17 protein-coding genes are annotated in these 21,098 nt (G+C 63.3%); 7 read left to right on the top strand and 10 right to left on the bottom strand.

The genetic code is table 11. The features are described from left to right. Window positions 1-82: 82 nt before the first annotated feature. From sigX to ppsA, 7 genes are all read right to left on the bottom strand, one after another. On the bottom strand, window positions 83-649 hold the full coding sequence (gene sigX / locus EGJ22_RS16485) for an RNA polymerase sigma factor SigX (RefSeq protein ID WP_016500791.1): 567 nt from the start codon (window positions 647-649) through the stop codon (window positions 83-85). Between the two features lie 113 nt (window positions 650-762). Then, a complete protein-coding gene (locus tag EGJ22_RS16480) occupies window positions 763-1,587 on the bottom strand; it encodes a mechanosensitive ion channel domain-containing protein (RefSeq protein WP_029888071.1) in 825 nt (274 codons plus the stop codon). A gap of 2 nt (window positions 1,588-1,589) precedes the next feature. After that, window positions 1,590-1,862, bottom strand: a complete 273-nt coding sequence (locus EGJ22_RS16475) for a hypothetical protein (protein ID WP_009684021.1) — start codon at window positions 1,860-1,862, stop codon at window positions 1,590-1,592. A 112-nt stretch (window positions 1,863-1,974) separates the two neighbouring features. Next, window positions 1,975-2,970, bottom strand: coding sequence for a zinc transporter ZntB (locus tag EGJ22_RS16470; protein WP_029888070.1), 996 nt, complete (start codon window positions 2,968-2,970; stop codon window positions 1,975-1,977). 27 nt (window positions 2,971-2,997) lie between these two features. After that, window positions 2,998-3,489: a ribonuclease E activity regulator RraA gene (rraA, locus tag EGJ22_RS16465; protein WP_009684023.1), complete on the bottom strand. Its 492-nt coding sequence runs from the start codon at window positions 3,487-3,489 to the stop codon at window positions 2,998-3,000. A gap of 219 nt (window positions 3,490-3,708) precedes the next feature. After that, on the bottom strand, window positions 3,709-4,701 hold the full coding sequence (locus EGJ22_RS16455; protein WP_029887869.1) for an alpha/beta fold hydrolase: 993 nt from the start codon (window positions 4,699-4,701) through the stop codon (window positions 3,709-3,711). Window positions 4,702-4,802: 101 nt separating this feature from the next. Further along, window positions 4,803-7,178 carry a phosphoenolpyruvate synthase gene (gene ppsA / locus EGJ22_RS16450; RefSeq protein WP_029887870.1) on the bottom strand — a complete coding sequence of 792 codons (2,376 nt, stop codon included), beginning with the start codon at window positions 7,176-7,178 and terminating at the stop codon, window positions 4,803-4,805. 191 nt (window positions 7,179-7,369) lie between these two features. Between ppsA and EGJ22_RS16445 the strand changes: the two genes are divergently transcribed. Then, on the top strand, window positions 7,370-8,188 hold the full coding sequence (locus EGJ22_RS16445; RefSeq protein WP_012271263.1) for a pyruvate, water dikinase regulatory protein: 819 nt from the start codon (window positions 7,370-7,372) through the stop codon (window positions 8,186-8,188). Between the two features lie 149 nt (window positions 8,189-8,337). On the opposite strand, the gene EGJ22_RS16440 is transcribed toward EGJ22_RS16445, so the two are convergent. Beyond that, entirely contained in the window at window positions 8,338-13,203 is a 4,866-nt protein-coding gene (locus EGJ22_RS16440) for an NAD-glutamate dehydrogenase (protein ID WP_029887871.1), read from the bottom strand. A gap of 273 nt (window positions 13,204-13,476) precedes the next feature. On the opposite strand from EGJ22_RS16440, the gene EGJ22_RS16435 reads away from it, so the two are divergent. Then, window positions 13,477-13,830, top strand: a complete 354-nt coding sequence (locus EGJ22_RS16435; protein WP_009684028.1) for a hypothetical protein — start codon at window positions 13,477-13,479, stop codon at window positions 13,828-13,830. 28 nt (window positions 13,831-13,858) lie between these two features. Here EGJ22_RS16435 and EGJ22_RS16430 read toward each other — a convergent pair whose 3' ends face one another. Next, the gene (locus EGJ22_RS16430; RefSeq protein WP_029887872.1) at window positions 13,859-14,764 is read right to left on the bottom strand and encodes a LysR family transcriptional regulator; all 906 of its coding nucleotides are present in this window, start codon (window positions 14,762-14,764) and stop codon (window positions 13,859-13,861) included. Window positions 14,765-14,896: 132 nt separating this feature from the next. Here EGJ22_RS16430 and lysA point away from each other — a divergent pair, with 132 nt between their 5' ends. Next, window positions 14,897-16,129, top strand: a complete 1,233-nt coding sequence (gene lysA / locus EGJ22_RS16425) for a diaminopimelate decarboxylase (protein ID WP_029887873.1) — start codon at window positions 14,897-14,899, stop codon at window positions 16,127-16,129. Between the two features lie 15 nt (window positions 16,130-16,144). Here the strand turns inward: lysA and EGJ22_RS16420 are convergent, their stop codons facing one another. Then, a complete protein-coding gene (locus EGJ22_RS16420; RefSeq protein ID WP_156326592.1) occupies window positions 16,145-17,053 on the bottom strand; it encodes a LysR substrate-binding domain-containing protein in 909 nt (302 codons plus the stop codon). A gap of 199 nt (window positions 17,054-17,252) precedes the next feature. Here EGJ22_RS16420 and EGJ22_RS16415 point away from each other — a divergent pair, with 199 nt between their 5' ends. From EGJ22_RS16415 to EGJ22_RS16400, 4 genes are all read left to right on the top strand, one after another. Further along, window positions 17,253-18,074, top strand: a complete 822-nt coding sequence (locus tag EGJ22_RS16415) for an AraC family transcriptional regulator (RefSeq protein WP_029887875.1) — start codon at window positions 17,253-17,255, stop codon at window positions 18,072-18,074. Window positions 18,075-18,145: 71 nt separating this feature from the next. Continuing rightward, a complete protein-coding gene (locus tag EGJ22_RS16410; protein WP_029887876.1) occupies window positions 18,146-18,526 on the top strand; it encodes a cupin domain-containing protein in 381 nt (126 codons plus the stop codon). A gap of 171 nt (window positions 18,527-18,697) precedes the next feature. Then, entirely contained in the window at window positions 18,698-19,408 is a 711-nt protein-coding gene (locus EGJ22_RS16405) for a helix-turn-helix transcriptional regulator (RefSeq protein ID WP_029887877.1), read from the top strand. Between the two features lie 103 nt (window positions 19,409-19,511). Then, window positions 19,512-20,930 (top strand): efflux transporter outer membrane subunit, encoded by a 1,419-nt coding sequence (locus tag EGJ22_RS16400; RefSeq protein WP_220464479.1) that lies wholly within the window; start codon window positions 19,512-19,514, stop codon window positions 20,928-20,930. The last annotated feature ends 168 nt before the right edge of the window (window positions 20,931-21,098 follow it).

The raw sequence follows: 21,098 nt of genomic DNA, 5'->3' as shown, positions 1-21,098 counted from the left end.
GCAGTCCCACCATAAACAAGGGGGACAACTCGACGGCAAGTCTAGCAGAACTCGCCGATTCGTTAGAGATATTTGCAGACGACTAAGTTTCATCGAGGCCCGCAAATTTCTCACGAAGCTTGTCTAGCGCACGCTTGTATCGCATCTTCGTCGCGCTCAGGCCCATGTGCATGATGTCGGCGATCTCCTGGAACTCCAGCTCTGCGACAAAACGCAGCACCAGGATCTCGCGGTCGATCGGGTTCACATGCACCAGCCACTTGTCCAGCCCGCCTTTTTCTTCCGGCTTCGGTGCCTTGTCCTCGGACGCCTCTTCAATAGGGTCAAGGCTCAGGGCATCCATCAACCGCCGTTTGCGGCGCTCCTTGCGGTACTGGGTAATGCACTCGTTGTAGGTGATGCTGTAGAGCCAGGTCTTGAACTTGGATTTACCCTCGAAGTTCTTCAGGCCATATAGCACCTTCAGCATCACTTCCTGACAGACATCGTCCGCGTCACGGTCGTTCCCTAAATAACGTGCACAAACGTTGAACAGGGTCCGCTGGTAGCGCCGCATGAGCTCCTCATAGGCGCGGGTGACGTGGTACAGCTCCTCATGCGAACGCGCCACCAACTCTTCGTCGGTGAGCTCGCGAGGGTCATAACGCATGGGCGGCGTAGGAACTTTATTCAAAACGGATCTGGCCGACAGTCAGGTCAATGTCGCCGCGCGACCCCTTGGGTCGAATTTCGCGGCGGCATACATTAACAGCTTTCACGCGGTTAGCGGCTATTGACTCGCTGTTCCAGCAGCTCGCGGTTGGACAACGACACCAGCTCCCCCTCATCGGTCAGCAGGGTGGTTTTCACCGTGCCGATTTCCTCGATGAGCCCTTCGACCTCTCCAATCCGCACCTGCTGGCCTACCTGGTACAACTCGCGAACATAAATGCCGGCCAGAATCTGCCCGGCAATTTCGCGGCTGCCCAGGCCCATGGCCAGGGCAACCGCCAGACCAACGGTAATCAAGCCGATGACGATCACATGGTTGAGCAGGTCGGTTTTCACCTCCAGCTGGCTGATGGCCACCGAAATGCTGATGATGATGACCAGCCCTTGCGCGATACGCCCCAGGCCTGCCGAATACTCCAGGCCAATGCCTTCTGCAGCACCGCGCACCAGGCCATTGGCCACCTGTGCCAGCAGCACGCCGGCCAGCAACACCAGGGCCCCGCCGAACACCTTCGGCAAGTACAGGGCAAGCATGTCGAGGGTCGCCGAAACCCGCTCCAGGCCCAGCGATTCAGCGGCGGAAACCAGGAAGATGAGCAGTACGAACCAGTAGACGATCTTGCCGATCAGGGTGGAAATGGGCACCTGTATGCCGACCCGGCCCAGCATTTTGGTCAGGCCGGTACCGGCCATGAGGCGGTCCAGGCCGAATTTGGCCAGCAGTTTGGACAGCAGTGTATCGAGCAGCTTGGCTACCACGAAACCGAGCAGCACCACGACCAGTGCGCCGAACAGGTTAGGGATGAAGTTCGCCACTTTGGTCCAAAGGGCGGTCATCGCGGTGACCAGGCTCTGGGTCCAGAGATCGAGTTCCATATTCAATCGGCCTTATCTGCTTTGCTGCCAGTGGCAGCGTTGCGGGAAGTGTGTCGACGCACCGGCGCGACATGCGCCGAGCCATTGTTCACGGCAATCAGCAGCGCCTGGCTCCAGCGGCCAAGCAAGCTGAACAGATCACCCGCACCGACCTGGCGGTTGGCGGTTTTCAGCACGCGGCCCAAGCAGGCAGCGTCATCCCGGTCGTCCCGGTCGTTGCCGGAGGGTGACGCCTTGAGCAGGTCGCGCAGGGATTCTTCAAACGGATCGTGCATGTGCACCTCGCGCAGTGTCAGCTAGAGACGAGATGGCCCGGCGATGGGTCACACATCCGATTGGCACGAATGTTTCGAATGGTGTGATGTTCGCCTGCAGCCCACCCACGCGTCATACCCACCGCAACCGGCGGAACAACCACCACTGCCCCACCGCCAGCCCCAGCACCACAATGCAGGCGAACAGGAAGCCGTAGGGGTTTTGCGCCCCCGGAATGCCACCGACATTGATGCCCAACAGCCCGGTGATGAAGCTCATCGGCAGAAAGATGCAGGTGATGATGCCAAAGCGGTACATGGTGCGGTTCATCCGCTCGCTACGGCGCCGGTCTTCGCTCTCCAGCACCAGCGCGGCGCGCTCGCGGGTCAGCTCCAGCTCCTCCAGGTAGCGGATCAGGCTGTTGTTAAGCTCGTTCCAGTAATCGGCATCGGCATAGGCGAACCAGCCCCACTTGCTGCGTGACAACTGGGCATAGATTTCCCGTTGCGGGGCCAGGAACCGGCGCAACCCGGCGGCCCGCCGACGGATCTGCTGCAGGCTGCCTTGTTCGGGTGTATACCGTTCGTCGGATTCAACCTTTTCTTCTTCCAGGTCGACCAGTTCGGCGAGATCACTGACCAGGCCCTGCACCTTTTCGGTCAGCAGCTCCCCCATCAGCAGCAGCAGTTCGGATGCGGATGTGGGCCCCCTGCCCTGTTCCAGTAGCTGGAGCACCTCGTCGCTGGCGCGCAGGGGCCGCAAGCGCAGCGAGATGACCCGCTGCGCCTCGGCGAAAATGCGCACCGAGACCATGTCTTCCGGCTCGGCACCCGGGTTCAGGTTGACCCCACGCAAGAACAGCAGCAGCTGTTCATCGGCCATGGGCAGCAAGCGCGGGCGGGTGTTTTCCTCCAGCAGCAGCTCGCAGGCGAACTCGCTGAGGCCGCTTTCATTCAGCAGCCAGGTACGGGTTTGCGGGTGGCTGCGGTCCCAGTGCAGCCACAGGCTCTGCTGGGGCTGCAATTGCAGGTCGGCCAGTTCGGTACGGGCAATCGAGCGCGCGCCGCCTTTGCCATCGAGCACCAGGGCATGCACCAGCCCCCACTGCGCGTTGTCTTCCTCGAACATCAAAGCTCCATCAGCGCGTGCGGCGCATCACTCCGGCATTTTCAACGGGCTTGGCGACACCAGCACGCCATTGTTGTCGGCGTACACATACTCGCCCGGGCGGAACGTCACGCCGGCGAAGGTCACTGCCACGTTGAGGTCGCCGATGCCGCGCTTGTCGGTCTTCATTGGGTGGCTGGCCAGCGCCTGCACGCCGACGTCGGTCTGGATCAATACATCGACGTCGCGTACGCAGCCGTAGATCAACAAGCCTTCCCAGCCGTTCCTGGCAGCCTTTTCGGCAAGCATGTCACCCAGCAATGCGCGACGCAGCGACCCACCGCCATCGACTACCAGCACCTTGCCTTTGCCGTCGAGTTCGACCTGCTCCTTGACCAGCGAGTTGTCCTCGAAGCACTTGATGGTGACGATCTGGCCGCCAAACGAATCACGGCCACCGAAGTTGCTGAACATCGGTTCCAGCACCTGAACCAGGTCCGGGTAGGCGTCACACAGGTCGGGCGTTACGTAATGCTGCATGGGAAGCTCCTGTCAGTCACAACGAAAGCGGGTATCGGCCAAGGCTACACCGTAGAGCCCATTGCAGTCATCCGGGACTAGGTAGTCATGTGTGTTTTGCCTGTGCCGGCCCTATCGCCGGCAAGCCGGCTCCCACAGGATTGTCACAGGTTCGCAGGCTTGTGCAGTACCTGTAGGAGCGGGCGCGCCCGCGAAGAGGCCAGCACAGGCGACGCAAACTCAGCTGACCGGCACAGGCTCTGCAACCACTGTGGACGCATGCACCGGCAACAGCGGGTTACGCAGCCAGCGCTCCACCAGCGGCCACACTTGCACCTGCGCAGCCTTGCTCACCAGCATGTCGACATGCCCGAAGGCTTCAAAACCTTCTTCACGCCCCAGCCGCAGGAACTGCTTGCGCTCGCCCCCCACCTGCTCGAACAGCTTGCGGCAGGCCCACACCGGGTCCTGGAAGTCACCGGCGCCGGCCACTGCCAACAGCGGCACATCAACCTCAGCCAGCCCTGCCCACCAATCCTGCTTCTTGTCGCCAAAACGCCCGAACAAGCCATGCCAGCGCAGGCTTTCCAAGGCCAGCCCCAGGGGTTCGTCCTCTGGCCCACGCTTGAAGCGCGGCCCGGAAATCTGCCCCCAGCGCTTGAGCAGCCACTTCGCGCCCCAGGCCACTGGCGGGACTTTCAACGGCCAGTACACGCGGCTGACCTGTGTGCCGAACAGTGCCACGCTCGCGACCTGGTCGGCGGTCAGAAAACCGCCACCCAAGGCTGCCACCAAGGTTGTTCCACCCAGTGAGTGGCCCACCCAGTGCGGCGCCTGGCCGGCTTTTTCGCGCACGAAGGCGTTGATGGTTGGCAGGTCGTCACGGGCGTAGCCGGCTACGCTGTTGTGTCGCCAGGCTGCATTGCGTGGCGACAGGCCGTGGCCACGCATTTCCGGGATCCATACGTCGAAACCGGCCCGAGCCAGATAGGCCCCCAGGCCGATGCCCTTGGGCGAATACCAGAAACGCCGGTTGGAAAAACTGCCATGCAGCAGAATCACCGGCACGCCCTGGGCGTGCTCCTGGTCGGCCAGCCCCAGGCGGGTAACGGCCAACTCCACACTGGGATCAGGGCTGTTGCCGGCCTTGATCCGGTACACGTCTTCACTGAGGTCGCCGCGGCGCTCGGCACTGAGCAAGGCCACGGGAAATAAACGGCTACTGCTTTGCATAAGGTTGCTTGGTGCACAAAAAAGGGCGGGATCCATTGCTGGAACTCGCCCTGGAAAAAACCAGGCGGGGGCACGCCAGACGCCCCCCGCGTTTTATTGCGTCAGGCTGCGCCCTGGCCTTCGGCGAGGAAGAACCAGGTTTCGAGTACCGAGTCGGGGTTCAGCGACACGCTTTCGATGCCCTGCTCCATCAGCCACTTGGCCAGGTCCGGGTGGTCCGAAGGGCCCTGGCCGCAGATGCCGATGTACTTGCCAGCCTTGTTGCACGCGGCAATGGCGTTGGCCAGCAGCTTCTTCACGGCCGGGTTACGCTCGTCGAACAGGTGGGCAATGATGCCCGAGTCACGGTCCAGGCCCAGGGTAAGCTGGGTCAGGTCGTTGGAGCCGATCGAGAAGCCGTCGAAGTACTCCAGGAATTCCTCGGCGAGAATGGCGTTGGACGGCAGCTCGCACATCATGATCACGCGCAGGCCGTTGTCGCCACGGGCCAGGCCGTTTTCGGCGAGCAGGTCGACGACCTGGCTGGCCTCGCCCAGGGTACGCACGAAGGGCACCATGATTTCGACGTTGGTCAGGCCCATCTCGTTGCGTACGCGCTTGAGCGCGCGGCACTCGAGTTCGAAGCAGTCACGGAACGACTCGCTGATGTAGCGCGAGGCACCGCGGAAGCCCAGCATCGGGTTCTCTTCTTCCGGCTCGTACAGCTTGCCGCCGATGAGGTTGGCGTACTCGTTGGACTTGAAGTCCGACAGGCGCACGATGACCTTTTTCGGGTAGAAGGCCGCGGCCAGGGTGCTGATGCCCTCGACCAGTTTCTCGACGTAGAAGCCGACCGGGTCGTTGTAGCCGGCAATGCGCTTGTCGACACTGTCCTTGAGGTCGGCAGGCAGGCCTGCGTAGTTCAGCAGTGCCTTGGGGTGCACGCCGATCATGCGGTTGATGATGAATTCCAGGCGCGCCAGGCCCACGCCTGCGTTGGGCAACTGGGCAAAATCGAAGGCCCGGTCCGGGTTGCCGACGTTCATCATGATCTTGAACGGCAGCTCGGGCATGGCATCGACCGAGTTCTGCTTGACGTCAAAGCCCAGTTCACCCTCGAAGATGAAGCCGGTGTCGCCTTCGGCGCAGGAAACCGTGACGCCCTGGCCGTCTTTGAGCACCTGGGTGGCGTTGCCGCAACCGACCACGGCCGGAATACCCAGCTCACGGGCAATGATCGCCGCGTGGCAGGTACGCCCACCGCGGTTGGTGACAATGGCGCTGGCGCGCTTCATTACCGGTTCCCAGTCCGGGTCGGTCATGTCGGAAACCAGCACGTCGCCTGGCTGCACCTTGTCCATTTCCGATACATCGTGGATCACGCGGACCTTGCCGGCGCCGATGCGCTGGCCGATGGCACGGCCTTCGACCAGTACCGTGCCCTTTTCCTTCAGCAGGTAGCGCTCCATGACATTGGCGCTGGAGCGGCTTTTCACGGTTTCGGGGCGGGCCTGGACAATGTACAGCTTGCCGTCGTCACCGTCCTTGGCCCATTCGATGTCCATCGGGCGCTGGTAGTGCTGCTCGATGATCATCGCCTGCTTGGCCAGTTCGCTGACCTCGGCGTCGCTCAGGCAGAAGCGCGCACGTTCGGCGCGGTCGACTTCCACGGTTTTCACCGAACGGCCGGCCTTGGCTTCATCGCCATAGACCATCTTGATCGCCTTGCTGCCCAGGTTGCGGCGCAGGATAGCCGGGCGGCCAGCCTGCAGGGTGTTCTTGTGCACGTAGAATTCGTCAGGGTTGACCGCACCCTGTACCACGGTTTCACCCAGGCCATAGGCGCCGGTGATGAACACCACGTCGCGGAAGCCCGATTCGGTATCGAGGGTGAACATGACACCGGCGGTGCCGGTTTCGGAACGAACCATGCGCTGCACACCGGCAGACAGGGCGACCAGTTTGTGATCGAAGCCCTGGTGCACGCGGTAGGCAATGGCACGGTCGTTGAACAGCGAAGCGAACACTTCCTTGGCCGCGCGGATCACGTTGTCCACGCCGCGGATGTTGAGGAACGTTTCCTGCTGGCCGGCGAACGAGGCGTCCGGCAAGTCTTCAGCAGTGGCAGAGGAGCGCACGGCAACGGCCATGTTGTCGTTGCCAGCGGCCATTTCGGCAAACGCCGTACGGATTTCCGAATCCAGACGCGCCGGGAAGTCGGCTTCCATGACCCACTGGCGGATCTGCGCGCCGGTCTTGGTCAGGGCGTTGATGTCATCCACGTCGAGGGCGTCGAGCGCCGCATGGATTCGATCGTTGAGGCCACTCTGCTCGAGAAAATCGCGGTACGCCTGCGCCGTAGTGGCAAAGCCGCCCGGCACCGATACACCAGCACCGGCAAGGTTGCTGATCATCTCGCCCAGGGATGCGTTCTTGCCCCCCACATGCTCCACATCATGGACGCCGAGCTTATCGAGGGAAACTACGTACTCTACCAAGGTGATCTCTCCACTAACTGTGTTGGAAAAGCTCAAAGGGCGCCCGCCTGTCCGCTATGACTTGGCCGGGCGTTTGTGGCCTGTACCTGGAAAATAGGCTTTGCAAATGTGGCAGAATGTCGACAGCCGCATTCGGCAAACCGAACTTATCATATCCAAGAATCTTCATCAGCTTAAGGCCCAGGTCGCAAATGAAACGAACCGCGTTCTTCATCTCCGATGGCACCGGTATCACAGCCGAAACCCTGGGCCAGAGTCTGCTCGCGCAATTCGAGAGCATCCCGTTCAACAAATTCACCCGGCCGTATATCGATTCGCCCGACAAGGCGCGGACCATGGTCCAGCAGATCAATGCCGCGGCCGAGCGTGACGGGGTGCGCCCGATCATCTTCGACACCATCGTCAACCAGGACATACGTGAGATCCTGGCCACGTCGAATGGCTTCATGATCGACATCTTTTCGTCGTTTTTATCCCCACTTGAGCAGGAATTGACCGCCCATTCGTCGTATTCCGTGGGTAAGTCCCATTCGATCGGCGGCAATTCCAACTACATGGAACGCATCGAGGCGGTGAACTTCGCCCTGGACAACGACGACGGCGCGCGCACGCACTACTACGACAAGGCCGACCTGATCCTGGTGGGTGTGTCGCGCTGCGGCAAGACCCCAACCTGCCTGTACATGGCCATGCAGTTTGGCATCCGCGCCGCCAACTACCCCCTGACCGAAGACGACATGGAACGCCTGCAGTTGCCGGCAGTGCTGAAAAAGCACCACAACAAGCTGTTCGGCCTGACCATCGACCCTGACCGCCTCACGGCCATCCGCCACGAGCGCAAGCCCAACAGTCGTTACTCAAGCTTTGCCCAGTGCGAGTTCGAGGTGCGCGAGGTGGAGAGTTTGTTCCGCCGGGAGAACATTCCCAACATCAATTCCACGCATTTTTCGGTGGAAGAGATTTCGGCGAAGATCCTGGTGGAGAAAGGCGTGGAGCGGCGGTTCAAGTAGGAAAGCTTCAAGCTTCAAGCTTCAAGCTTCAAGAAAAAGCGGGGGCTGTGTACGCGATCTAAACAGTGCTAAAGCCAGAAGCTGCAAGCGAAACCAGTGAGCTCCGCTTGCAGCTTGTAGCTTGTAGCTTGCAGCTTGCAGCTTGCAGCTTAAGAAGGCACCACCGCGGCCTGCCCGCTCATGGCCAGGTCGACCAGCTCGCGGTTGGCCACCGCATACATCGCATAGTCGTTGCCGCTGGCATTGCGCAGGTCATCGAGCATCGCGCGCCAGCGCTCTACCATCACCCGGTGCTGCTCGGCCCACAGCGCCACACGGGCGTCCATGTCTTGCGGCCCGTCGGCCATTTGCAGGACCGAAATGGTGATCGCCCGCTGCTGCAAGTCGATGTCGTCACGGAAGGCCTCGCGGGCCAGCGCCTGCCAGTTGTTTTCCACCGGCAGGTTGCTGATTTCCTGCAGGTACCAGGTCAGGTCCAGCGCGCTGCCCACGGCGAAGAACGCCTTGGCCACCTGCGCCGGCTCATGCCCGGTAACGTCAGCCGCTTCGATGATCGGCAGCAACGTGTACAGGTGGCTGGTACCCGCCACCATGCGCGCCAGCAGTTCCGGCACGCCAGCCTCGACGAAGCCCTGGTAGCGCACCATCCAGCGTTCGCGGGTCGGGCCTTCGAGCAACTCATCGAGCTTGAGCCCGAGCTGCGCGATTTTCGGCCCGAAGTGCGCGGTGTCGCGCCCGGCGTCCTGCTCGTTGCGGCGGCTGCGCAGGAACCAGCGGGTTGCACGGCGGCCCAGGCGCATCAGCTCGTCCATCAAGGTCAGCTGGACCTCCGCCGGCACCTGGTAGTCGAGGGCCTCGATCTGGCGGAACCAGTGCGGCAGGTGGAAGATGTCGCGCACGATCACGTAAGCCCCGGCCACGTTGGCTGGGCTCATGCCAGTCGACTCCTTCAGGCGCTGGACGAAGGTGATGCCCATATTGTTGACCAGGTCGTTGGCGATCTGGGTGCTGACGATTTCACGCTTCAGGCGGTGGCGGCGCATGGATTCGGCGAACTTGCTGACCAGCGACGGCGGGAAGGCGGTTTCCATGTCGCGGGTCAGGTAGTCGTCGTCGGGCACCTGCGACTTCAGCAACTGCTCCTTGAGGTCGATCTTGCTGTACGAGATCAGCACCGACAGCTCGGCACGGGTCAGGCCATGGCCGGCGGCCAGGCGTTCGGCCAGTTGCTCCTCGGACGGCAGGAACTCGATGGCACGGTCCAGTTTGCCCCGCGCCTCCAGGTCAGCCATCAGGCGCTTGTACTCGGCAATGCGTTCACGGGCGCGGCGGGCGGCCAGCGACAGCGCCTGGGTCTGCTTGTAGTTGTTGCCCAGCACCAGGCTGGCGACTTCATCGGTCATGCTGCCAAGCAGCTGGTTACGCTGCTTCTCGGTCATGTCGCCACCCTGCACCACTTCATTGAGCAGGATCTTGATATTGACCTCGTGGTCAGAGCAGTCCACGCCGCCGGCGTTGTCGATGAAGTCGGTGTTGGTCGCCCCGCCGTGCAGGCCGAACTCCACCCGGCCAAGCTGGGTCATGCCCAGGTTGCCACCCTCGCCCACCACCTTGCAGCGCAGCTCGTTGCCGTTGACCCGCAGCGCGTCGTTGGCCTTGTCGCCGACGTCGGCGTGGCTTTCGCTGCTGGCCTTGACGTAGGTGCCGATCCCACCATTCCACAGCAGATCGACCGGGGCCTTGAGCAACGCGTTCAGCAACTCGGTCGGGGTCAGGCGGTCGGCTTCGATGGCGAAGCGTTCCTTCATCTGCGGGCTGATGGCAATGCTCTTGGCGCTGCGCGGGAAGATGCCACCGCCTTCGGACATGATGCTGGTGTCGTAGTCGGTCCAGGCCGAGCGCGGCAGGTCGAACAGGCGCTTGCGTTCGGCGAAGCTGGAAGCCGGCTCGGGGTTGGGGTCGATGAAGATGTGCAGGTGGTTGAACGCGGCCACCAATTGCAGTTTGTCGGACATCAGCAGGCCGTTGCCGAATACGTCGCCGGCCATGTCCCCCACACCGATGACGGTGATCGGGTCTTCCTGCACGTTGATGCCGCGCTCACGGAAGTGCCGCTGCACGCCGACCCAGGCGCCGCGCGCAGTAATGCCCATTTTCTTGTGGTCGTAGCCGGCCGAACCGCCCGAGGCGAAGGCGTCGCCCAGCCAGAAACCGTAGTCGATGGCAATGCCGTTGGCGATGTCGGAGAAGGTCGCGGTACCCTTGTCGGCCGCCACCACCAGGTACGGGTCGTCATCGTCGTGGCGCACCACGTTGGCCGGCGGAACCACGCCGCCATCCTTGAGGTTGTCGGTAATGTCGAGCAAGCCGGAAATGAAGATGCGGTAGCACGCCACGCCTTCGGCCGCGATCTCGTCACGGCTGCCACCCAGCGGCAGGCGCCGCGGCAGGAAGCCGCCCTTGGCACCCACCGGCACGATCACCGAGTTCTTCACCTGCTGGGCCTTGACCAGGCCGAGCACTTCGGTGCGGAAGTCTTCTTCGCGGTCGGACCAGCGCAAGCCACCACGGGCCACGTTGCCAAAGCGCAGGTGCACGCCCTCGACCCGCGGCGAATAGACGAATATCTCGAACTTGGGCACCGGCTTGGGCAGCTCGGGAATTAGACGCGGGTTGAACTTGAAGCTGAAATACGACTTGTTCTGGCCGTTGGCGTCCGGTTGGTAGAAGTTGGTGCGCAGGGTGGCCTTGATCAGGTCCAGGTAGCGGCGCAGGATGCGGTCTTCGTTGAGTACCTGCACCTCGTCCAGCGCGGTCAGAATGGCCTGTTCCAGGCGCTGCTGCTTGTCGTCCAGGTCGTCCTGGGTCAGCTTGCGCGCCAGGTAGAAGCGGGTCTTGAACAGCCGGGTCAACTCACGGGCGATGTCGGTGTGGTTGTTCAGGGTGCTGGCGATGTAGCCAAGGTCGAAGCCCAGGCGGATCTGCTTGAGGTAACGGGCGTAGGCACGCAGCAGTGCCACGTCGCGCCAAGGCAGGCCGGCGGTCAGCACCAGGCGGTTGAAGGCATCGTTCTCGGCATCGCCGCGCACGATATGGATGAACGCGTCCTGCAGGGTGTCATTGAGCTGCTGGATATCCAGGCTAAGGCCTTCGCTGTAGGTGAAGGCGAAGTCGTGGATCCAGTACTCACGGCCACTGGCATGGCGCAGCCGGTACGGGAACTCGCCGAGTACGCGCAGGCCGAGGTTTTCCAGAATCGGCAACACATCGGACAGCGCCAGCGGCGTGTCCACGTGGTACAGCTTGCAGTGCAGGATGCGCTCGCCGACCTGGGTCAACGGCTGGTAGAAGCTCATCGCCAGGGGCTTGCTTTCCGACAGGTTGAGCACGTGCTGCAGGTCGACCACCGCCGAGTGGGCGGCGAAACGCTCGCGGTAGCCCGCCGGGAAGCCGGTGGGGAAGTCGGCCAGGATGTTGGTGCCCTGGGCTTCGCCGAAGTTCTCCACGACCAGCGCAGAATAGTCGTCGCGCCACGAGCGGCAGGCCTGCACCACTTCGCGCTCCAGCTGCTGCGGGTCGATGTCGATGCGGTTTTTCGGGTCGACCCGCAGAATCAACTGCACGCGGGCCAGCACCGACTCGGAGAAGAACGTCCAGAACTCGCAGTCGCTGGCCTTCAGGCGCTCCATCAATACCTGCTGGATCTTCTGCCGCACTTCGGTGGAGTAGATTTCCCGCGGCACGTAGGCCAGGCAGTAGCAGAAGCGGCCGTACGGGTCCTTGCGCAGGAACACGCGGATCTTGTTGCGCTCCTGGATCTGCACGATCGCCATGACCGTGGTGAACAGCTCGTCGATTGGCGTCTGGAACAGGTCGTCGCGCGGCAGCACCTCCAGCACCTGGGCCAGCTCCTTGCCCAGGTGAGCCTTGGGATCGAAGCCCGAGCGGCGCTCCACTTCCGCGACCTTGCCGCGGATATACGGAATGGCATGCACGCTTTCGCCGTACACCGACGAGGTGTACAGGCCCATGAAGCGGTGCTCCTTGATGACCTTGCCGTCGGCGTCCAGCTGGCGGATCGAGACGTAGTCCGGGTAGGCCGGGCGGTGCACGCGGCTGGGCAGCGCGGCCTTGGCGAACGACAGCAGCAGCGGCTCGTTGAGGTAAGCCACGGCGTAGTCTTCGATGCGCAGTTCGTCGGCCGTCAGGCCCACACGCAGGCGGCGCGGCAGGCCGAGGAACGACTGTTCGTCGTAGACCATCTGGCCGCCATCGGCGGTGCTGGCAACGGTGAATTCCTCATAGCCGAGGAAGGTAAAGTGGTTGTCCAGCAGCCACTCGAGGAAGGCCTTGACCTCGCCCTTCTCGTTTTGCGCCGGGCCGAACGCGGTTTGCTCCACCTTGGCGAGCACTTCCTGCAGCTTGGCTTTCATCGGCTCGAAGTCGGCAACCGCCACCCGAACCTCAGCCAGCACCTGTTCGATCTCGCGGGTCAACACGGCCAGTTCGGCGGCGTTGGCGCAGCGGTCGATCTCCAGGTACATCAGCGACTCGTGCTGCACCCCCTCGCCCCGGCTGCCCTTGGGCAGCAGCTCCAGCAGCTCGCCGTTGGCGCCCCGGCGCACGCTGAGCACGGTGGTTTGCAGGGTGTGGATGCTATAGCCGCGGCGGTTGAGCTCGGTACGTACCGAGTCGACGAGGAACGGCAGGTCGTGGTGCAGCACCTCGACCACGGTGTGGGTCGACTGCCAGCCGTTGCGTTCGTAATCGGGGTTGTACACGCGTACTTGCGGGGACTGGGGGTCGAAACGCTCGATGATGCGCCAGGCCGACAGGGTGCAGCCGGCCAGGTCGGAAAGCCTGCGCTGGGTGAGTTCGTCCAGAGAGATGATGCCGAAGAACTGATCGGCGAACAGCGCCACTTGTGGCAGGGACTGTTCGCTGATGTGCTGCGCCAGGGCCGCTTGCAGTTGGTGCTGGAAGTCGGCTTTGCTGGCTGCGGTGAAGAACGCCATCTGTGGTACTCCGCTTGGGCTTTGTAATAGTTGAAGCGTCGCTGCGTGCGCCATTTACGGATCAACGATAGCCAACCCGTGGCAAGGCGGACGGTAAAAACCAGAGGTGGAACGTGCGCAGGCACGCCCGGGCTTGGCGAAGCTTAACGACTGATCGGTCATCAAGGCTTGCAGCGCTGCGACAATTTCGGTCAAGGGGCGGTAACTTTACGTTTATGCATGTAGCCAAGACTGTCAGAATTCCCTTCCGTTTCCTTTGATCCGAGCCTGCTCATGCAAATCAACACCGCCCTGCTGTTCGCCACCCCTTGCGATGACGAGGAAGACAACATGGCGACCCTGTGCTGCCACAGCGACAAGGGCCAGATGTTCCTGCTTACCCGCTACCCGGACGAAGACACCGTCGACCTGACCCTGGATGACGAGCCGTCGACGCTGGACGGGCTGAAAGTGACCTTGAGTGCCAAGCGCCTGCTGATCGAAGTGGCGGCCGGTGACCGCGATGCGCTGAAGGGGGATGAGGTGCTGGAAATCAACCTGACCAGCGACCTCAGTGACCTGGATGAGGTGAAGGAAACCCTGGAGAACATCCTGGCCGGCACTGGCACCTTCGTCTGCGAGCTTTAGGGCTTCATACGCCGCGCGTCGCCCCTGCTCATGCCAGCGCTTGTTGCATTGCTTTAGCCTGCGCCCGCAATGCCTCACAAAACGGCTCCACCGCAGCCGAAGCCGGCCGATGATCCGGGCGGATCAGCATCACCTGGTATGGCACCGATACCCGCAACGGCCGGATCGGCAGCCCGCCCTGCGCGGCCTCCAGGCCGCTCAGCGGATTGATGATGGCAACCCCCAGGCCCTGGCGCACCATGGCGCAGACCGAGGCCGCACTGGTCGTCTCGATCACCGTGCGGCGGTTCACACCCGCCGCGCGAAAGTGCTGGTCCAGTTGCTGGCGGTAGGTGTCCAGGCTGGCCAGGTTGATGAAATCGACTTCGTGAAAATCGCTCAACGCCAGCTCGGCCTTGGCCTGCAACGGGTGGTGTTCGGGCAGCACGCACACCATGTTGGCGCTGAACAGCCGCTCCCCATACGCCCCGCGCGGTATCTGCTCGACCTCGGTCAGGCCCAGGTCGTGCTGCTGGGCCACCAGTGACTCCTCCAGCAACGGCGATTCCTGGGCCAGAATGCTCACACTCACCCCCCGGTGCTGCTGGTGAAAGCGCTGGCAGGCCTTGGGCAGCAGGGTTTGCGAGAACAGCGGCAGGCAGGTGATGGCCAACCGGCCCTGCTCGAAATTGCGAATGGCCTGGGCAAAGCGGTCGATCCGCTCCAGCCCGACATAGGCGCGCTCCACCTCTTCGATCAACAGCAGTGCCTGGGCTGTAGGCACCAGCCGCCCACCTTCGCGCTGGAACAGGTTCAGCCCGGTGACCTGCTCCAGCCGGGCCAGCTCGCGGCTGACGGTGGGCTGCGAAGTGAACAGCAGGCGAGCTGCGGCGGTGACGCTGCCCGCCGCCATGATGGCGCGGAACACTTCGATATGGCGGACGGACAATTTCACGGCAACGCCCTGCGTAATAACAGTGGCCATATCAGATATGAATGGCCGACAGAAAAAAAGCTATTTTTCTGAATTCCTCCTTTATCGTATCCTGCTTTCCTTCCTGGTATCACCTGAGCGAGTAGCGCCAACATGACAACACCCTTCACCCTCCTGGCCGAGGCAGTGCGCCGACATGGCTCGCCGTTGTGGGCCTACGACACCGGCACCATCGCCGAGCGTGTCGAACAGCTGAAGGTGTTCGACACCGTACGCTTCGCCCAGAAAGCCAACCCCAACCTGCACGTGCTGCGCCTGATGCGCGGCCACGGCCTGGTGCTGGACGCCGTGTCGCTGGGCGAGATGGAGCGGGCCTTCGCTGCCGGCGCCAGCGTTCAGGGCGACCCGGCCGGCGTGGTGCTGACCTGCGATGCACTGGACCGGCCTACCCTGGAGCGGGTGGTGGCAGAAAAGATCGAAGTGAACGCCGGCTCCATCGACATGCTGCGCCAGCTGGGCGAGCGCTCCCCTGGCCACCGCGTGTGGGTCCGCATCAACCCCGGCTTTGGCCACGGCCATAGCCGCAAGACCAACACCGGCGGTGAAAACAGCAAGCACGGCATCTGGCATGAGCAGCTGGACGAAGCGCTGGGCGTGATCAAGGCACACGGCCTGCACCTGGTCGGCGTGCACATGCACATTGGCTCGGGCGTGGATTACCAGCACCTGGAACAGGTAGCCCGCTCGATGATCGAACTGGTCGGCCGCCTGGGGGTGGACATCGAGGCGTTTTCCATCGGGGGCGGGCTTTCCACCCCCTACCGCAGCAGCGACAAGCCGGTCGACCTGCAGCGCTACGCCCAGACCTGGGCAGTGGCACGCAAGGAAATCGAAGCGATGCTCGGCCACCCGGTGCGTATGGAGATCGAACCCGGCCGCTTCCTGGTGGCCGAGTGCGGCTACCTGGTGGCCGAGGTGCGGGCGGTGAAACAGGTGGGGCGCAATACCTTCGTGATGATCGACGCCGGCTTCAATGACCTGATGCGCCCGGCCATGTACGGCGCCTACCACGGCATGACCCTGCTCGATGCCAACGGCCAGCCGGTGGAGCGCCCACGCCAGCCAACCGTGGTGGCCGGGCCGCTGTGCGAGTCGGGTGACGTATTCACCCAGGACGACCAGGAACTCACCCCGCAAGACCTGCCGCAAGCACAGGTGGGCGACCTGCTGGTGATCCACGATGCCGGGGCCTATGGCGCATCAATGTCGTCCAACTACAACAGCCGGCCACTGCTGCCAGAGTTCCTGATCGAGAACGGTGCACTGCGGATGATCCGCCGGCGGCAGACCGTGCAGGACCTGCTGGACCTGGAAGCGGGCCTTTAAGCACCCTTCTGCCGGCTAGGCCATACCGCCCATGTAGTGCTCCAGGCGGCCGCGCAGCCAGCGCTCGGCCGGGTCATTGTCGGTAGTGCTCAGCCAGACCATGGCCAGCTCCAGCGCCGTGGCGGCGAACGGCAGTTGCTCGGCCTGCAGGTTGCCCCAGCGCTCCATCCCCTGGGCCGCGTAATCGGGGCAGCAGGCCAGCAGTTCGGTACCGGCCAGGATCGCCGGCAGCGTACTGAATTGCGGCACCGACAACACCACCTGGCGTTCGCGCCCCAGCTCCTTGAGCCAGTCATCGACTACACCGTGGGTATTGGCCGTAGGCGAAACCTGAACGTGCGGGCGGGCGCAGAACTCATCCAACGTCAACGCCGTGGTGGATTTGTCGGCGCGCACCACCCTGGCCTGCATGCAGCGCAATACCTTGCGCTTGGCATTGGCCGGCAGGCCCCGGGTCTGGCTGATGCCGACCGTGACATCCCCCGCCGCCAGCAAGTCGGGAATGCGCCAGTAATCCACGTGCTGCACGACCACCACCACGTTCGGCGCCTCGACCCGCAGCGCCCGCAACAAGGGCGGCAACAGCCCGGACTCGACGTCATCGGACAAACCGATGCGAAAGGTCATCTTGCTGGAAAGTGGGTCGAAATCGTGGGTCAGGCTAAGGGCCACAGACATCGCATCCAGGGCCGGGGTGAGGTGCTTGATCACTTCCTGGGCGCGGGCCGATGGCTCCATGCGGTTGCCCACACGGATCAGCAACGGGTCATTGAACATCGCCCGCAACCTCGCCAGCGCAGCGCTGACCGTAGGTTGGGCGACGAACAGCTTTTCTGCGGCGCGGGTAAGGTTGCGCTCCTGCATCAGCGCTTCGAACACCACCATCAGGTTGATATCGGCTTTGCGCAGTTCGTTGCGGTTCATTGGCGCTCCCGGCCCATTGTAGTTGTGCTTGCTCGATTTCAGCATCGACAAGCACCCTGGTCGAGTCAACGTTGGTAGATAACCTGGCAGGGCGGCCCTTGGCGGCGACCCGATTGCCCGACAGCGGACAGTCCGGTTACCCTTCCTTCTCCTCCCCTCACGGCCGCCCCAGCCGTGCTCCGCCCAGGCTCCCACCGCGATGAACCGTAAAGCTGACCCGCCACCGTCCGACTGGGTAATCCGCAGCGACCAGCCGGGCGGCATCGAGCGTATCGAAGCCTGGTTCGGCAGCCACGGTTACGACCCGCATCGCCACGATACCTACTCGGTCGGGCGAACCCTGGCCGGCGTGCAAAGCTTCCATTACAAGGGCTCGCTGCGCCACGGCATACCCGGCAACACCCTGGTGCTGCACCCGGACGAGCTGCATGACGGCATGGCCGGCACCAACGCAGGCTTTCGCTACCGCATGGCTTACGTAGACCCGGCCCTGATCCAGAACGTGCTGGGTGGCCAGCCACTGCCCTTCATCGCTGGCGGGCTGTCCAGCGACCCACGGCTGTACCAGGCCAGCGAGGCACTGGTACAGGCCGTGGACCACCCGTTGGAGCCAATGGAGCAGCAGGACGCCCTGTACGACCTGGCCATGGCCTTGTTGGCGGTCGGCGGCAAACCACGCGGGCGCAAGCGCCTGGACTACCAAGCCGCCGAGCGGGCCCGGGCTTTCATCATGGCGCACCTGCACCAGAGCATTACCCTGGACATGCTCGAACAGGCCAGCGGCCGCGAGCGCTGGAGCCTGTCGCGTGATTTTCGCACGCTGTACGGCACCAGCCCCTACCGCTTCGTCACCTTGCGCCGCCTCGACTGTTTGCGGCGCATGGTGGTCGACGGCTTCAGCCTGGTCGATGCGGCCCTTGCTGCCGGCTTTCATGACCAGAGCCACATGACCCGGCATTTCACCCGTTGCTATGGGGTGCCGCCCTTGCGTTGGCTGGAGCGCCTGCGCCCCACCCGCTGACTTGCAGGATCGTACAAGATGCGCCTGTTGCAGACCGTTAGGCTGGCCACTCCACTCAACGAGGAATTGTCATGTCTGAAGCCCGTATCCCCTCCCAGCCTGCCAACCTGCTGTACAAAGCGTCGCTGATCGAGCAGCAGTGGAGCCCCAGGGTCGTTGCCGAAATGAACGACTACCAATTCAAGGTGGTGCGCATTGAAGGCGAATTCATCTGGCATGCACACCCGGAAACCGACGAAGCATTTCTGGTGCTGGAGGGTGTTTTGCGCATCGATCTGCCCGGTGACTGTGTGTACGTCAACCCCGGTGAGCTGTACGTCGTGCCGCGCGGTATCGAACACAGGACAGCCGCAGAGGGCGAAGCAAAACTGATGATGATCGAGCCCCGCGGCATTCTGAACACCGGGCATGAGGGCGGCGAGCGCACCGCCGTCAATGATGTCTGGATCTGACAACAGAAGCCGCTTTACTTGTTGTGCGTAGCACTCGCTTGGCAATAATTCACCACGTTCAACTGCCAAACAGCCATTTTGCGTCTTGGTCACCCCTTTTCCATGCCTACCATCGCAACCCGATGAAAATCCACCGCCGTATAATTGGATCCAATATCGAGGATGCCTTGAATGCGAACACTGGAAATGGACTACGGCCACGGCGACCAGGTCGCCAGCCATTGCCACGCTGAAGACCAGCTGATCTATGCCGCCAGCGGGGTAATGCGCGTCAGCAGCGCGGGAGGCGACTGGGTGATCCCCGGCGGGCATGCACTGTGGGTGCCTGCCGGGGTCAGCCACGCCATCCGCATGCAGGGCGTGGTGAGCATGCGCACGTTGCTGCTCGACGCCGGCATCGCGTGCTGCCAGGTCATCGTGGTATCCGGCTTGCTGCGGGAACTGATCCTGGCCGCGTCACGCATGCTCGACCGGCGTGACGGCGAGCATGCACGGGCATTGATCCTGAACGAGTTGTCCGCCGCTCGGCGCATCCATGCCTTCGTGCCCACGCCCTCGCACCCGCGCTTGCGTGCCTGGTGCGAGGGCTTTCTCCAGTACCCGGCCCAGGACCTGACGCTGGCGCAGTGTGGCGCGCAGTTGAACCTGAGTGCGCGCAGCGTGGCGCGGCTGTTTCAACGCGAACTGGGCATGTCGTATGGCGAGTGGCGCGCCCGCGCACGGGTAATGCTCAGCCAGCAATGCCTGGCGCAGGGGCAGCCGATTCTCAACGTGGCGCTGGAGCACGGTTACCAAAGTGCAAGCGCGTTCACCGCCATGTTCAAGCGCATCCTCGGCTACGCGCCGAGTGACTGGCAGCACAACCTCACACGCGGTCACTGAACAGCAGGTTGTCCCGCTTGCGCGCAGGCTTGTCCTGCTTGCGACAGCGCCGCTTCCCCATCCCTGGTTAACCTCGCATCACCCCCTTCAAGTGACCTGTGTGATGCCTTTACTGCACTTTTCTCCCTTCGCTGCCCGGCTGGGCGCCACGCTCGCCGTGCTCGGTGCCCTCACGGCGTGCACGCGGCAGCCGGCCCCCGCCGCGCCGCCACCCGTGCTGCAGGCAAACCCGTTGGCAGACCTGCCGGCGGGGGTCAGCCAGCAGCCGTTACCCGCGCAATGGTGGGCGCTGTTCCAGGACCCGCAACTCAACCGCTGGGTACAGCTGGCCCTGGCGCATAACCAGGACCTGGCCCAGGCAGATTCCACTGTGCAGGCCATGCTGGCGGGTATCGGTGAATTCGACGCGCGCCGCTGGCCCGCCACTGCGGTGGAGGTTGGCGCAACCTATGGCAAGAGCGCCGATGACCAGACCCTGGCCGAGGCCACTGAAAGCCATGCGCCGTCACAATGGCAATTCAGCCCCGGCATCGAGCTGGCCTACCAGGTGGATGTCTGGGGCCAGGTACGTGCGGCCATCGAGCGTGCCCGCGCTCAAGCCGATGCCAGCGCTGCAGCACGGGACTTGGTACGCCTGCAGGTGGTCACCCAGACCAGCCGCGCCTACCTGGCTCAATGCGTGTATGGCGCACGCCTGGCCCAGGCCAGGCAGTCGTTGCAAAGCCTCGAGCGCAGCGTGCAACTGGGTGAACGCCAGCAACAGGCCGGCGTGGCAACGGCGCTCGACAGCGAGCGCCTGCTGGGCTTGCGTGAGCAGGTGCGGGCGCAACTGCCGATGCTCGTTGCCAGGCGGCAGATGGCGCTTTACGAACTGGCCATGCTCAGTGGCCAGGCGGCTGCGGCACCGGTAGGCGACTGTAGCGCCATCCCCACGGTGTCGGTGCCGCTACCGCTTGGCGATGGGTGGCGCCTGCTTGAGCGAAGGCCGGATCTGCGCCAGGCAGAACGGGAACTGCGGGCTGCTGCGCTGGAGACCGAAATCGCCCGGGCGGACCTGTACCCGAAGGTCAGCTTCGGCGCCTCGTTGACCTCCTCCGCCGCTCACCTGGCCGACCTCGGCGACAGCCGCGCGGTGATGTTCGGGATCGGCCCGCTGATTCACTGGCAGTTTCCCAACCTGAAGGCCAATCGCGCGCGGGTTGGCAAGGCCCGAGCATTGCAGCAGGCGCAGATCGCCCGCTACCAGGGCGTAGCGTTGAATGCGCTAAAGGACGTGCGCCAGGCCCTGGCGCGTTACGCCGGTGAGCGGCAGCGCCAGCAGGCACTGGAGGCAGCGCTTGGCCATAGCGAGCGGGGCTTTGCCCTGGCCCAGAACAACTACCGCGCCGGCACGGTGGACGGCCTGGCATTGCTCGACAGCGAACGCGAACTGATCCGCCTGCGCGCCAGCCAGGTCGAGGCCCAAGGGCGCCTGGCGCAGGCACAGGTCGACCTGTTCCGCGCGCTGGGTGGTCGGTGGTAGCGCGCAGCAACAACCCACAGGGACCGCGCTGGGCCGAGAGCCTTTTCAATGATCAGGGAGTCGCTGCCCTGTAACAAACGCCAAGGCCAGCGCGGTCCCTGTGGGAGATTCTATGGTTCCTGGCAAGGGTAGCCGGAGCATCTTCAGCGCCTGTGAGATCGAGCGCCG

Source organism: Pseudomonas sp. p99-361 (assembly GCF_003935475.1).
Classification (GTDB): domain Bacteria; phylum Pseudomonadota; class Gammaproteobacteria; order Pseudomonadales; family Pseudomonadaceae; genus Aquipseudomonas; species Aquipseudomonas juntendi.
Note: the sequence above shows the minus strand (reverse complement) of the source record. Positions and strands in the feature narration are given on the sequence as shown.